18 protein-coding genes are annotated in these 12,939 nt (G+C 61.4%); 15 read left to right on the top strand and 3 right to left on the bottom strand.

The window, feature by feature from the left end:
• Window positions 1–224: 224 nt before the first annotated feature.
• Both Q376_RS0106010 and Q376_RS0106005 read left to right on the top strand, forming a co-directional pair.
• Entirely contained in the window at window positions 225–1,640 is a 1,416-nt protein-coding gene (locus Q376_RS0106010) for a site-specific DNA-methyltransferase (RefSeq protein ID WP_027349554.1), read from the top strand.
• A complete protein-coding gene (locus Q376_RS0106005; protein WP_027349553.1) occupies window positions 1,637–2,899 on the top strand; it encodes a site-specific DNA-methyltransferase in 1,263 nt (420 codons plus the stop codon). The genes Q376_RS0106010 and Q376_RS0106005 overlap by 4 nt, the downstream gene beginning before the upstream one ends.
• Here the strand turns inward: Q376_RS0106005 and Q376_RS21575 are convergent.
• Genes Q376_RS21575 through Q376_RS21570 form a run of 3 tightly spaced genes read right to left on the bottom strand, consistent with a single transcriptional unit; the run spans window position 2,896 to window position 4,227 of the window.
• Entirely contained in the window at window positions 2,896–3,297 is a 402-nt protein-coding gene (locus Q376_RS21575) for a hypothetical protein (protein ID WP_200964860.1), read from the bottom strand. The two genes, Q376_RS0106005 and Q376_RS21575, sit on opposite strands and share 4 nt — an antisense overlap.
• 58 nt (window positions 3,298–3,355) lie before the next feature.
• The gene (locus Q376_RS0105995) at window positions 3,356–3,925 is read right to left on the bottom strand and encodes a DUF3489 domain-containing protein (protein WP_027349552.1); all 570 of its coding nucleotides are present in this window, start codon (window positions 3,923–3,925) and stop codon (window positions 3,356–3,358) included.
• Window positions 3,922–4,227, bottom strand: a complete 306-nt coding sequence (locus Q376_RS21570) for a DUF6900 domain-containing protein (RefSeq protein WP_245598910.1) — start codon at window positions 4,225–4,227, stop codon at window positions 3,922–3,924. The genes Q376_RS0105995 and Q376_RS21570 overlap by 4 nt, the downstream gene beginning before the upstream one ends.
• A gap of 98 nt (window positions 4,228–4,325) precedes the next feature.
• On the opposite strand from Q376_RS21570, the gene Q376_RS25500 reads away from it, so the two are divergent.
• The 13 genes from Q376_RS25500 (at window position 4,326) to Q376_RS0105925 (ending at window position 12,934) form a co-directional block, all read left to right on the top strand.
• Window positions 4,326–4,703 carry an HNH endonuclease gene (locus Q376_RS25500; RefSeq protein ID WP_027349551.1) on the top strand — a complete coding sequence of 126 codons (378 nt, stop codon included), beginning with the start codon at window positions 4,326–4,328 and terminating at the stop codon, window positions 4,701–4,703.
• A 146-nt stretch (window positions 4,704–4,849) separates the two neighbouring features.
• On the top strand, window positions 4,850–5,278 hold the full coding sequence (locus tag Q376_RS0105980) for a phage terminase small subunit P27 family (protein WP_162177885.1): 429 nt from the start codon (window positions 4,850–4,852) through the stop codon (window positions 5,276–5,278).
• A 2-nt stretch (window positions 5,279–5,280) separates the two neighbouring features.
• Window positions 5,281–6,981: a terminase large subunit gene (locus Q376_RS0105975; RefSeq protein ID WP_027349549.1), complete on the top strand. Its 1,701-nt coding sequence runs from the start codon at window positions 5,281–5,283 to the stop codon at window positions 6,979–6,981.
• Between the two features lie 149 nt (window positions 6,982–7,130).
• The gene (locus Q376_RS21565; RefSeq protein ID WP_052364990.1) at window positions 7,131–8,234 is read left to right on the top strand and encodes a phage portal protein; all 1,104 of its coding nucleotides are present in this window, start codon (window positions 7,131–7,133) and stop codon (window positions 8,232–8,234) included.
• Entirely contained in the window at window positions 8,206–8,910 is a 705-nt protein-coding gene (locus Q376_RS0105965; protein ID WP_027349548.1) for a head maturation protease, ClpP-related, read from the top strand. Before Q376_RS21565 ends, Q376_RS0105965 begins: the two co-directional genes overlap by 29 nt.
• Window positions 8,911–9,006: 96 nt before the next feature.
• Window positions 9,007–10,239: a phage major capsid protein gene (locus Q376_RS0105960; RefSeq protein ID WP_027349547.1), complete on the top strand. Its 1,233-nt coding sequence runs from the start codon at window positions 9,007–9,009 to the stop codon at window positions 10,237–10,239.
• Window positions 10,239–10,730: a head-tail connector protein gene (locus Q376_RS23955; protein ID WP_052364989.1), complete on the top strand. Its 492-nt coding sequence runs from the start codon at window positions 10,239–10,241 to the stop codon at window positions 10,728–10,730. The genes Q376_RS0105960 and Q376_RS23955 overlap by 1 nt, the downstream gene beginning before the upstream one ends.
• On the top strand, window positions 10,727–11,062 hold the full coding sequence (locus Q376_RS0105950; RefSeq protein ID WP_027349546.1) for a phage head closure protein: 336 nt from the start codon (window positions 10,727–10,729) through the stop codon (window positions 11,060–11,062). The genes Q376_RS23955 and Q376_RS0105950 overlap by 4 nt, the downstream gene beginning before the upstream one ends.
• 20 nt (window positions 11,063–11,082) lie before the next feature.
• Window positions 11,083–11,355 carry a DUF6127 family protein gene (locus tag Q376_RS0105945; RefSeq protein WP_027349545.1) on the top strand — a complete coding sequence of 91 codons (273 nt, stop codon included), beginning with the start codon at window positions 11,083–11,085 and terminating at the stop codon, window positions 11,353–11,355.
• Window positions 11,352–11,579 carry a DUF7940 domain-containing protein gene (locus tag Q376_RS0105940; protein ID WP_027349544.1) on the top strand — a complete coding sequence of 76 codons (228 nt, stop codon included), beginning with the start codon at window positions 11,352–11,354 and terminating at the stop codon, window positions 11,577–11,579. Before Q376_RS0105945 ends, Q376_RS0105940 begins: the two co-directional genes overlap by 4 nt.
• Window positions 11,576–12,079, top strand: coding sequence for a lysozyme (locus Q376_RS0105935; protein WP_027349543.1), 504 nt, complete (start codon window positions 11,576–11,578; stop codon window positions 12,077–12,079). The genes Q376_RS0105940 and Q376_RS0105935 overlap by 4 nt, the downstream gene beginning before the upstream one ends.
• Window positions 12,076–12,573 (top strand): hypothetical protein, encoded by a 498-nt coding sequence (locus Q376_RS0105930; RefSeq protein WP_027349542.1) that lies wholly within the window; start codon window positions 12,076–12,078, stop codon window positions 12,571–12,573. Before Q376_RS0105935 ends, Q376_RS0105930 begins: the two co-directional genes overlap by 4 nt.
• Before the next feature lie 70 nt (window positions 12,574–12,643).
• Window positions 12,644–12,934: a hypothetical protein gene (locus Q376_RS0105925; RefSeq protein WP_027349541.1), complete on the top strand. Its 291-nt coding sequence runs from the start codon at window positions 12,644–12,646 to the stop codon at window positions 12,932–12,934.
• Window positions 12,935–12,939: the final 5 nt, after the last annotated feature.

Below are 12,939 nucleotides of genomic sequence, written 5' to 3'. Positions count from 1 at the left end.
ACGGCATCATGCCGACCGTTGCGTATCGATGCCGGTTTTGATCATTTTTCAGTGCGCAACATAGCGAGGATTTTTCGCTAGTATTACGGCTAGTCTTGCGCGTACTGGGCACACGAAGGCCGCAGAGCAATCTGTGGCCTTCATCGTTTCCAACCCACGCATTCACACTACGAACCCGCCTGCGATGCGCCGTCGGCGGGTTTTCTTTTTCTGGGACTTCCACTTTGAACACGCTCAACGTCGAGTACCGCAAGGTCGAGGCGCTGATTCCCTACGCCCGCAATCCGCGCACGCACGCCGAAAGCCAGATCGCCAAGATCGCGGCCAGCATCGTCGAGTACGGCTGGACGAATCCGATCCTGGTCGACGGCGACAACGGCATCATCGCCGGGCACGGGCGTTTGGCCGCTGCGCGCAAGCTGGGGCTGGATCAGGTGCCGGTGATCGAACTGGCCCACCTGACCGTCGCGCAAAAGCGGGCACTGGTGATTGCCGATAACCGGCTGGCACTGGATGTAGGCTGGGACGAAGAGATGCTGGCCTTGGAGCTGGCCGAGTTGTCCGATGCGGGATACGACCTCGCTCTGACCGGCTTCGAGGAAGCCGAGATCGAGGCAATGCTCACCAGTGCGGTGGCGGTCGCAGATGATGAATCAGAGTCCGACGCCGACGAGCCTGACGCGGCTGACGACGTGCCAGAAGCACCCGTCGTGGCGGTGTCCCGGCCGGGCGATGTCTGGGCAATTGGCCCGCACCGCCTGATCTGTGGCGACGCCACCGACCGGAACGTGGTCGCTGCGCTGATGCAGGGTGACCTCTCTCGCCTGTGCTTCACCTCGCCGCCCTACGGCAACCAGCGCGACTACACCTCGGGTGGCATCTCCGATTGGGATGGCCTGCTCCGTGGCGTGTTCGCACACCTGCCGATGGCAGGCGACGGTCAGGTGCTGGTCAACCTGGGCCTGATCCACCGCGACAACGAGGTGATCCCGTATTGGGACGGTTGGCTATCTTGGATGCGCCAGCAGGGCTGGCGGCGCTTTGCGTGGTACGTCTGGGATCAGGGGCCGGGGATGCCCGGCGACTGGGCGGGCCGTTTCGCGCCGAGCTTTGAGTTCGTATTCCACTTCAACCGGGAGAGCCGCAAGCCCCACAAGATCGTGCCGTGCAAGCACGCGGGCCAGGAGTCCCACCTGCGCGCCGATGGTTCGTCCACCGCGATGCGCGGCAAGGACGGCGAAGTGGGTGGCTGGACACACAAGGGCCTGCCGACGCAGGACACCCGCATCCCCGACTCGGTGATCCGCGTGATGCGCCACAAGGGCAAGATCGGGCAGGACATTGACCACCCGGCCGTGTTTCCGGTGGCGCTGCCGGAGTTCGGCATCGAGGCCTACACCGACGCGGGCGACATCGTGTTCGAACCCTTCGGCGGCAGCGGCACAACGATGCTGGCAGCCGAGCGCACCGGTCGGATCTGCCGCAGCGTGGAAATCGCCCCGCAGTACGTAGACGTGGCCATCAAGCGGTTCCAGCAGAACCACCCCGGCATACCGGTCACCTTGATCGACACCGGTCAGTCCTTCGAGCAGGTCGCCGCTGAGCGCGCCACCACCCCTGATGCCGAGGTGGTGGCATGAACTGGCTGGCCGACAAGATCGAACAGTGGCCGACCGCCAAGTTGCTGCCCTACGCCCGCAACGCGCGCACCCATTCCGAGGAGCAGGTGGCGCAGATCGCCGCCAGCATCGCGGAGTTCGGATTCACCAATCCGATCCTGGCAGGCAGCGACGGCATCATCGTCGCTGGCCACGGTCGTCTCGCCGCCGCCCAGAAGCTCGGGCTGGAGCGGGTGCCTGTCGTGGTGCTCGAACATCTGAGCCAGACGCAGCGCCGGGCCTTGGTCATTGCGGACAACCGCATCGCCGAGAACGCGGGCTGGGACGACGCGATGCTGCGGATCGAACTGGAAGCCTTGCAGCTCGATGGTTTCGATCTGGACATCACCGGCTTCGACGCCGATGCACTGGCCGAACTGATCGCAGGCGACGAGCCGGACAACGAGGGTCAGACGGATGAGGATGCGGTGCCCGAGGTCAGCGAGACACCCATCTCGCGTCCGGGCGATGTCTGGATCATGGGCCAGCACCGACTGCTGTGCGGCGACTCGACCGTGGCCGAGAGCTACGAGCGGTTGATGCAGGGCGACCTGGCGGACATGGTCTTCACCGACCCGCCGTATAACGTGAACTACGCCAACAGCGCCAAGGACAAGATGCGCGGCAAGGATCGCGCGATCCTGAACGACAACCTGGGTGACGGCTTCTACGACTTCCTGCTGGCAGCGCTGACGCCCACCGTCAGGCATTGCCGGGGCGGTATCTATGTGGCGATGTCCTCCAGCGAACTGGATGTGCTGCAGGCCGCCTTCCGCGCCGCCGGTGGCAAATGGTCGACCTTCATCATCTGGGCCAAGAACACCTTCACCCTGGGGCGCGCCGACTACCAGCGCCAGTACGAGCCGATCCTCTACGGATGGCCCGAGGGGGCGACACGCCACTGGTGTGGTGACCGCGACCAGGGGGACGTCTGGAACATCAAGAAGCCGCAGAAGAACGACCTGCACCCGACGATGAAGCCGGTGGAGTTGGTCGAGCGTGCTATCCGCAATTCGAGCCGACCCGGCAACGTGGTTCTCGACCCGTTCGGTGGCTCTGGAACCACGCTGATTGCTGCCGAGAAGTCAGGCCGCTCTGCGCGACTGATCGAACTCGACCCGAAGTACGTGGACGTGATCGTGCGCCGGTGGGAGGACTTCACCGGCAAGCAGGCCACCCGCGAGGCGGATGGTCTGCTGTTCGATGTCGTTTCAGGTTTCCTGGGGTCTAATCGTGATTAGTAAGACCCCGGCTGCTGGGGTAGTTGCCCTTGTCCTGGTTGCCCCCATGGCTGATAACCGTTACCCATGGCTTGATTAAAGACAGCTGCCTGAGTCGATTGGTAGTGACGGGAATTCTCTGCCTGCTGGGCATTCCAGGCCATGTTGTAGTCTGTATTGTTACGGTGCATTGCTTTATTCAGATCCGTATCGCTTGTGTAGGCAGTAGTCCGGAACTGGGTATTCAATTCGGCTTCCCGAATTTCTTTCTCAATAAGTGCCTTGTCGGTGGCCGTGTCATACTGGCTTTTGAGCTCAATCAGTCTCACGTAAGCCGCAAGTAGCTCCTTGTTGTCCAAGTTATTGGATAGTTGATCTTCAAGGAACTGTCGGCATTTGTTGAATTCTTCGGTTTTCATTGAGTGTCCTTTGTCGGGATATCGCCTTGACGGCGATATGGCGGCGGTTAGTCGCTTTTCAAGTGAGGGCGATCCGGTACACCCGCTCGCCGCCCTGCGGCTTTTCCGACACGATGGTCAGGCCCAGCTTCTTCTTGAACGCCCCGGCAAAGGTGCCGCGCACTGTGTGTGCCTGCCAACCGGTGGCTGTGCAGATCTGGCCGATGGTTGCGCCTTCGGGGCGTTGCAGCATCCGGATCACTTCGGCTTGCTTGCTGTTGTCGCGGGTGCGCGGCTTGGCCCACGTTGCTTCGGCGGCGGTTACGGCGGCTTCCAGTTCGGGATCGCTCGCGGCGGCTGGCCCGCCTTCAGCATTGGCGATGATCTGGTCGAGATTGGCTTCGAATTGACCGATGCCTGTCTTGTTCACGCCGGGGCGCGACATTCCCAGTGCGTCGTAGCCCTCGGCGGCGACGAACCAGTCGGTGCCGTCGGTGGTGATCAAGGCGCGGTTGAACATCCCGTCGAGCACCTTCTTACGTGCGCCGCCTTTGATGTTGTCGGGGAACCATTCGATCTTGCCGCCGCTGGTGTTGATGGCCTTGGCGAGGATGGCGTGCTGGGCCGGGGTGAGTTGGGTGCTGGTCATGGTCTGCTCCTTCGGGGGTGGTGGATGACGATGTGATGAACGCGCTGTTCAGGAGTGAAGCCAAGCGCTTTCTGCTTGGTTTGGCGGCTTTCCGAACAGTCCCTGGCGATTTCCGCTTCCGCGGTCTTCGGGCTCGATGCGCCGATTTCGACGCCCGCTTTGAAGGCTGCTTCCAGCGCGTCCCGGATGCACCACACCGCCGTGTCGTGGAAGTCGAGGCGGTCTGAACTGCGTGTCTGCAGGGTTTCGATGCCGAGATGCTTCTGGGCGATCAGGGTGAGGATGGTGTCGATCTGGTTCATGGCGAGTTCCTTTCGGAATGTGGTTGTCGTGACGTGATGAACGCGCTGTTCCCGCTCCAAGCCAAGCGTTCTGCCGACCTTCACGCAACAAAGATTCCATGCCCCGGTCTGCTCCCTTGCCCTGTCGCCATCCCGGTTGCGCCGCGCTGGTAGAGGACGGCCGTGGCTACTGCCCGCGTCACCGGAACGATCTGCGCCAGTGGGACAACACCGCCCGCGCCAAGGCACGTCAGAGTCGACGGGCCTGGCACACCGGTGATCCGCGCTGGCGGGCGCTGCGTGCCGAGGTCTTGCGCGAGCAACCTCTGTGTGTGCATTGCGAGCGCGAGGGTCGGGTGGGGTTGGCCACAGTCGTTGACCACGCCGACGGCAACGCCATGAACAACGAGCGCAGCAACCTGCAGCCGCTGTGCGCCTCCTGCCACGCGGCCAAGACCGCCCGCGAGGACGGCGGCTTCGGCAACCCGCGCCGCTGACCTTTGAAACCCCTCGGGGTCGGGGGGAGGCGAAGTCTGGGGCCGCCGCGCCCGTGTCCGCGCGCCACCTCATTTTTTTGTTTCCGCGAAATTGACATAGGGGGGGTCCTCATGCCATGCGAGGCCGAAAACCAAAACCCACAGCTTTGAAACTGATCTCTGGAAACCCCGGCAAACGGGCACTCAACGCCCACGAGCCGCAACCAGGGGCCGACCTTGCTGCGCCCCCTGTCTGGATGACCGAACGCCAGAAGGCAACTTGGTCGGAGGTGGTCGAACTATCTCCTCCGGGCCTTCTCAAGGACGTCGATGCATCCGTTTTCAGTGTCTGGGTCATCGCCTTCGATCTGTATCAAGAAGCCAGCGAAAAGCTCGCGCGCACCGGGATGTTGATCAAGGCTCCCAATACCGGCGTGCCGATGCAGTCGCCCTTTCTGGCAATCGTGAACCGGCAAGCTCAGATCATGCTCAAGGCTGCCGCCGAGATGGGTTTTACGCCTGCCTCACGCTCGCGGGTCGTGGTCAAGCGCAACACCACAATCGACGACCCCTGGCACGACATCGCGGGCGGCTGACCATGGCTCGACGCAACTACGCCACCATCGCCCGACAGTATGCGCAATCGGTCGTTGCCGGGGACGTACCTGCCAACCAGTGGGTTCGTAAAGCCTGCCAACGGCAACTGGATGACCTGGCCCGTTTCAAGGGCCGGGGCAGCCCGTTTCGCTTCAACCCCATTCTCCAGGACACGCAGGGGCGCAAATTCCGCCCCGGAGACAATCTGTGCGCGTTCATCGAGCTGCTGCCCCACATCAAGGGGCCGCTGGCTGGTCAGGCCATTGAGCTGGAGCCTTGGCAAGTGTTCATCCTTACCACGGTATTCGGTTGGGTCCGCAAGGACGGACGCAGACGTTTTCGGCGCGCCTATATCGAAGTGCCACGCGGCAACGCCAAATCCACGCTGTCCTCGGCGGTCGGACTGTACATGCTTACCGCCGACGGCGAGGGTGGTGCCGAGTGCTATTCGCTGGCCACCACCCGCGATCAGGCGCGCATCGTCTTTGGCGATGCCCAGCAGATGGCACGCAAGTCGCCCGGGTTTCGGGCGCGCTATGGCGTCACCGTGGGCGCGCACAACATCCATGTCATCAACACCGCCTCCAAGTTCGAGGCGCTGTCTGCCGAAGGCTCCACCCTAGATGGCTTGAACATCCACTTTGGCTGCATTGATGAGCTGCACGCCCACAAGACCCGCACGGTGTATGACGTGGTCGAGACCGGCACCGGCAAGCGCGACAACTCCCTGCTGTGGGTCATCACCACGGCGGGATCGGATCGCGCAGGCATCTGCTACGAGGTGCGTACTTTCGTCACCCGGCTGCTCGACGGTCTGGTCGCAGACGACAGCCAGTTCGGCATTATCTACGGTCTGGACGAGGGCGACGATTGGGGCACTGAAGAAGCCCTGATTAAAGCCAATCCCAACTGGAACATTTCGGTACGGCCTGAAGTCATCGGGCCGCTGCAGGCCAAGGCACTGCAACTGCCTTCGGCCACCAATAACTTTCGTACCAAACACTGCAACGATTGGGTCAGCACCGACACCGCCTGGATGGATATTCGGGCGTGGGAACGCTGCGCGGACAGCAGCTTATGCCTGGAGGATTTCGCAGGAGAGCCGTGCTGGATCGGTATCGATCTAGCCAGCAAGGTGGATATCGCGTCGATGGCCATCGTGTTCGAGCGTGAAGGGAAAGCGATCGCCTTTGTACGCCACTTCCTGCCGGAAGACACCGTGTTCTCAGCGGCCAACAGCCAGTACCAAGGCTGGATGAACAGCGGTCGCCTGCTGGCAACACCCGGCAACGTCACAGATTTTTCCATGATCGAAGCCGAGTTGCTGGACTGGGCTACCCGTTTCGAAGTCAAGGCGGTGGCCTTCGATCCTTTCCAGGCCACACAGTTCTCCACCCGGATGTTGGCCGAGGGTCTGCCGATGATCGAGGTGCGCCCGACTGTACTGAATTTTTCGGAGCCGATGAAGCAGCTCGAAGCACTTGTTCTGCAGGCCAAGTTCACTTTCGACAACGATCCGGTTCTGACCTGGATGGTCAGTAACGTCGTCTGCCACCGCGACGCCAAGGACAACATCTATCCACGCAAAGAGCGTCCGGAAAACAAGATCGATGGCGTCATTGCGGTGCTGATGGCACTCAACCGCCTGCTTCTGGACAGCGGTGACAGCGGTTTTATCGAACAGGGGTTCGTTGCACTATGAGTCTGCGAAGCACTTGGGATCGCCTATTCCGACGAACACCCCCCCAACCGGCCGTCGATAACGCACTGACGCTCGATAGCGCCGAGCTCTATGAGTTGCTCGCGAGTATACCGTCAGCCTCCGGCGTCTCCGTCAATGAAGCATCAGCGATGCGTGTCACCGCCGTCTACGCTTGCGTGCGGCTGATCGCCGGGGCCATCGCCAGCCTGCCGCTGTCGGTGTATCAGCGCCAGGACGAGGGGCGTCAACGTGTGCGCAACGACCTGTGGTGGTTGCTCAATGAACAGCCTTGTCCGAGCGTTTCAGCGGCGGTGTTCTGGGAATACCTAGTCGCGCAGATGCTGCTCACAGGAGACGCGCTGGCGGAAATTGAACGGGGACGTGGCGGCAGCATTCGCCAGCTGATTCCTCTAGACAGTCGCGCCGTGGCTGTGCGCCAGATCAACAACCGCCTGCGTTACGAATTTTGCCGCGACGGCATCTGGCTCGGGCGCGACCAGGACGACATCCTGCACATTCCGGGCTTCGGCTTCGATGGCACGCGCGGCATGAGCGTCATCCGCCACGCTGCACGCGAGGCCATCGGTTTGGCCCTGGCGGCTGAAAGTTTCAGCTCTCGCTTCTTCGCCAGCGGTGCCCACCCGGATGTGGCGCTCAAAGTGCCCGGCAAGATGACTCAGGAGCAGATCGACAACCTGCGCCGCATCTGGGCCAACAAGTATGGCGGCGCGCACAACAGCAGCCTGCCCATCGTATTGACCGAAGGTACCGACCTGAAAGAAGTCACGCTGTCGGCGCAGGACTCGCAGTTGATCGAGGCTCGCCGCTTTCAGGTGGCCGACATTGCCCGAGCCTTCGGTGTGCCTCCGCACATGATCGGGGAAACCGACAAATCCACCTCCTGGGGCTCAGGTATCGAACAGCAAGGCATCGGCTTTGTGCAATACACGCTGGCGCCGCACCTGAACCGCATCGAGCAGGAAATCAATCGCAAGTGCTTCCGTACTGAGCGCCTGTTCGTCGAGTTCAACGTTGAAGGACTCTTGCGCGGCGACTCCAAAGCACGTGCCGACTACTACACCCGCGCTCTGGGCGGTACACAGAATCCAGCGTGGATGACGCCCAACGAGGTACGGCGTCTGGAAAATCTACCACCGCTGGCCGGTGGCGACCAACTGGCTCAACCCAAGGACTTCAGCAATGCCTCAGCCACACGTGAAACCCATGAACCGCCTTCAACAACTGCTGAATGACAATGCGCAGACGCCCCGTCACTACCGCTGCCAGACCACTGCGAATGAGACCACCCTCTGGCTCTACGATGTAATCGGAGCCGATGCCTGGGGAGGGGTCTCTGCCGCTCAGTTTGTGCAGGACCTGGCCGCGATTGAGACGCCGGTCATTCATTTGCGCATCAACTCTCCAGGCGGCGATGTGTTCGATGCTCGGGCAATTGTCACCGCACTTCGTGAGCATCCGGCACGCATCATTGCCCATATCGACGGGATCGCCGCCTCGGCAGCTTCGTATGTAGCCCTGGCCGCTGATGAAGTTGAGATCAGCGAGGGCGCATTCCTGATGATCCACAACGCTTGGGGTGTGGTTATCGGCAACCGCCATGACCTACTGGAGATGGCCCTGACGCTGGAGAAGATCGATGCCAGCATCGTCGCCGATTACCAGCGACGCACCGGCCAGAGCGCACAACGCATTGCACAGTGGATGGATGCCGAAAGCTGGTTCACCGCGCAGGAAGCACTGGACGAGGGTTGGGTGGATCGGCTCGCTCAGCCCAGCCCTGGGCCGAAGCAATACTGGAATCTGGCCGCCTATACCGAGGCTCCTGTCGACATCCAGACGCACGCATCACCGATAGTAGATGAGCACGAGCGATGGCGACGCGTGACCGTTATTGAGCGCACTGCCTGAGATTACGCTGCCCCTGTTATCGCACCCACGTTTAACCCTCACCACCCTTGCCGCCCGAGTTTCTCCGGCGGCTTTTTTGTATCTGGAGATCGCCCCATGAATATCCAAGCCCTGCGCGAACAGCGTGCCACCTTCGCCAAAACCCTGCGCAACCTGGTCGACCAGCACACCGGTGACCAATGGCAGGACACCCAACAGCAGCAGTACGACACGCTGGTCGCGGATATCGACCGGCTGGATGCCCAGATCGAGCGCCAACAAAAGGCCTACGACCTCGAAGCGCAGAACCGTGCGTCAATCAACCAGCGCAGCAATGAGCTGGGCCTCTCCACCGATGAGGCCGAACATCAATTGCAGCAGGAAAAAAGCATCTTCGTGGCCTGGCTACGCGGTGGCATCAACGCGTTGAGCTACGAACAGCAGCAAGCCGTGGCCCGCAAGGCCGCCAGTATTCAAGCGAGCATGGGCACTACCGTGCCCGCCGAGGGCGGCTATTTGGTACCCACCGACGTCGCCCGTCAGTTGATCGAAGCCATGTCCGCCTTTGGCGGTATGCGCGAGGTGGCCACCATTCTGCCCACCGCCAGCGGCAACCCGATCAACTACCCCACCACCAACGCCACATCCGAGGAAGGCGAGATCGTCGGGGAAAATCAGTCGGTATCGGCGCAGGACTTCACCTTCGGCGTGAAATCGCTGGGTGCCTACAAATACAGTTCAAAGTCGGTGGCGGTGCCCTTCGAGTTGCTACAGGACGCAGTTATCGACCTTGAGGCGCACATCAACCAGCGACTGGCGCAGCGCATTGCGCGAATCACCAACAAACACTTCACAGTGGGCACCGGCGTCGGCCAGCCCACCGGCATCGTGACAGCGGCCACTGTAGGGGCGAACGCGGACGCTGCAGCAGCCATCACCTTCGATGAGCTGATCGATCTTGAGCACAGTGTCGATCCGGCCTACCGACAAGCAGGGCGGTGCCGTTTCATGTTCCACGACAGCACGCTCAAAGCCATCAAGAAGCTCAAGGACGACCAGAACCGGCCACTGTGGCTACCGGGCGTGGCGGTGCGCGAGCCGGACACGGTGCTGGGCTACGCCTACTCCATCAACCAGCAGATGCCGGTACTGGCAGCCGAAGCCAAAGCGGTGTTGTTTGGAGACTTCTCCAAGTACCTGATCCGCGATGTGTTGGCGGTGTCGCTGTTCCGGCTCACCGACTCCAAGTACACGGAAAAGGGGCAAGTCGGGTTTCTGGCGTTCTCACGCCACGACGGCAACCTGATTGACGTCGGCGGAGCCGTCAAAGCCTTGCAGCAGGCAGAGTAATGAAAGCCTCGCTGACCGTGCCACCGGCAAACGAGCCACTGACGCTGTCCGAGGCCAGACTGCATCTGCGGGTCGATCTCGATGATGACAATGCATTGATTGAGGCGCTCATCGTCGCCGCCCGCGAACAGGCCGAGTTTCTCACCGGACAACGCCTGATCACCCAGACCTGGGAGATAGAGCTGGTCGCCGGAGAGCGTATGGGGCTCGAAGGCTTGTTGCCGATCCAGAGCATAACCAGCACCTCGCCCTACACTCTGGACGGGCATTGGCCGCCCACGCTGATCTCTATCGAGGCCGCTACGATCACACTGGTGTGCGGATTTGGTGATATCGAGACTGTTCCCAAGTCCATCCGACAATGGATGCTGCTACGTATTGGCACTCTGTACGAGCACCGGGAATCGCTGAGCATCGCGACCGGTATCACCGCATTACCTCACAGCGTTGCCGATGGTCTGCTCGATCCGTGGCGAGTCCCTCGCTTATGAGCACAGCCATTGGCCGTTACCGGCATCGCATTGAGATCCAACGATCGACATGGTCACAAGACCCCGTTACCGGAGAGATGACCTATAGCTGGGAGACGGAGGCCATCGTATGGGCAGCCGTCGAGCCTTTGCAGGGTCGTGAGTTCTTCGCCGCCGCGTCCATCCAATCAGAAACCACCACCCGCATTCGCATGCGGTATCGACCAGGAATCGATACCGCAATGCGCATTGCATTCGATGGTTCAATTTACAACATCACATCCATCATCGAGCCCCAAAAGCGCCGCCGCGAGCTGCAGCTCATGTGCCAATCGGGGGTCGATGATGGGTAATGACATGAGGGCCAACACGCATGAAAAACACAACCCCTCTATCCACCGAGGAGCTGGAAAGGCTCCTCCAGCAAGCTGCCGAACGCGGTGCCCGACACGCCCTGTCAAATCTTGGGCTGGAAAATGGCCACGCCGCACGCGACATCCGTGAGCTACGCGACCTGTTGGACGCGTGGCGTGACGCCCGGCGCACGGCATGGCGCACCGCCGTCAGAGTACTCACCACCGGAGTTCTGGTCGCGCTACTGATTGGAGCTGCCATCAAGCTAAAACTGATGGGAAGCACGCAATGAACGCCAAACCGAAAATCTGCCTGCTCGATGACTGGCAAAGAGTCGCCCGTTTTGCCTGGAGCATTCGTTTCTCTCTCATCGCAACCCTCTTCACAGCGGCAGAAGTAGTAGTTCCATTACTCGGTGATCTGCTGCCGCGTGGGGTGTTTGTTTTGCTAGCCTTTGGTGCCAGCATCGGTGCGGCTATCGCCCGCTTGGTAGCGCAGCCGGAGATGCACCGATGATCCTACGACCACAACGACGGACGGTGGCCGCCCTGACTTTGTCTGCCGCAGCTCTGGTCGGCATCGTGCTGCACGAGGGCTACACCGACCGCGCGGTCATCCCGGTCAAGGGCGATGTGCCGACCATTGGTTTTGGCACCACCACCGGAGTGAAGCTGGGCGACACCACGACGCCGCCGAAGGCGCTGGCTCGGGCGCTCACCGATGTGCAGCAGTTTGAGGGTGCGCTCAAACAATGCGTGACCGTGCCCCTGGCCCAGCACGAGTACGACGCGTTGGTGAGCTTTTCTTACAACGTCGGCAGCCGCGCGTTCTGCCAGTCCACGCTGGTCAGAAAACTCAACGCCGAGGACTACGCGGGAGCCTGCGCCGAGCTGCTGCGATGGCGCTTCTTCCAGGGTAAGGACTGCGCATTGCCTGCAAACGCTCGGCTGTGCGGCGGGCTGGCCACACGGCGGAAAGCCGAGTACCGGCGGTGCCTCGGAGAGGCGACCCCATGACGTTGATCCCTTGGTTGTATCGCCTGCTGGGCTTGCCCGCACTGGCCGTTGCCTTGGTCGGCTTCGGCTGGATAAAGGGTGCGGGCCACGTTCAAGCGCAGTGGGATGCCGCCGCCCAGCAACAGATCCTGCAAGCCGCTGTCGTGCGTGAGCAGCAGGCACAAGCGTCCGCCAAGGTCGTTACACAGTACGTCGACCGCGTTCGCGTCATACAGCAGAAGGGTGAAACCATTATCAAGGAGGTTCCCGTCTATGTGCCCGTACAAGCCGATGCTGCTTGCACTATCAACCGTGGCTTTGTGCGCCTGCACGACGCTGCCGCCGCAGGCGAACTACCCGAGCCCGCCCGAGATGCTGATGAGGCCGCCGCAGAAATTGCGCTCTCTGCCGTCGCCGGAACTGTCACCGCCAACTACCAAGCCTGCCACGAGAATGCCGAGCAACTGAAAGCATTGCAGACGTGGGTCAGAGAAATGGGCACGGCAAGCCAGTAAGTCGAACACGCTTGGCTTTATCGCTGAACAGCGCGTTCATGTCCTCCATACCCACCACAGTGCAGCAATCATGAGTAACCGTTTCAAACACGCCGCCATCGACGACGTGACTTCATGCAACATCGACGCCAACCGGCAAGCGCATCTACTCGACATGTTCGAATCTGCCATGAGGTCAGTGGCCACGACCATGGTACGCGAAGCCAAGTTCGACACCTCAGACTTCGCCAATGCCAAGCAGCACGGCTGCGAAGGTTTCACGCTGCTGGTGAGTCGCACACGCACCGACTCACCAAACGGTTGGTTCGGCGCGTTTCAACGCGGTGACGAGCATCTCGACGTCGTCGGGCACCTGGCATAAGCGCC

This window comes from Halotalea alkalilenta DSM 17697 (genome assembly GCF_000621205.1).
Classification (GTDB): Bacteria; Pseudomonadota; Gammaproteobacteria; order Pseudomonadales; family Halomonadaceae; genus Halotalea; species Halotalea alkalilenta.
This window is presented reverse-complemented; position numbering and strand designations above follow the sequence as displayed.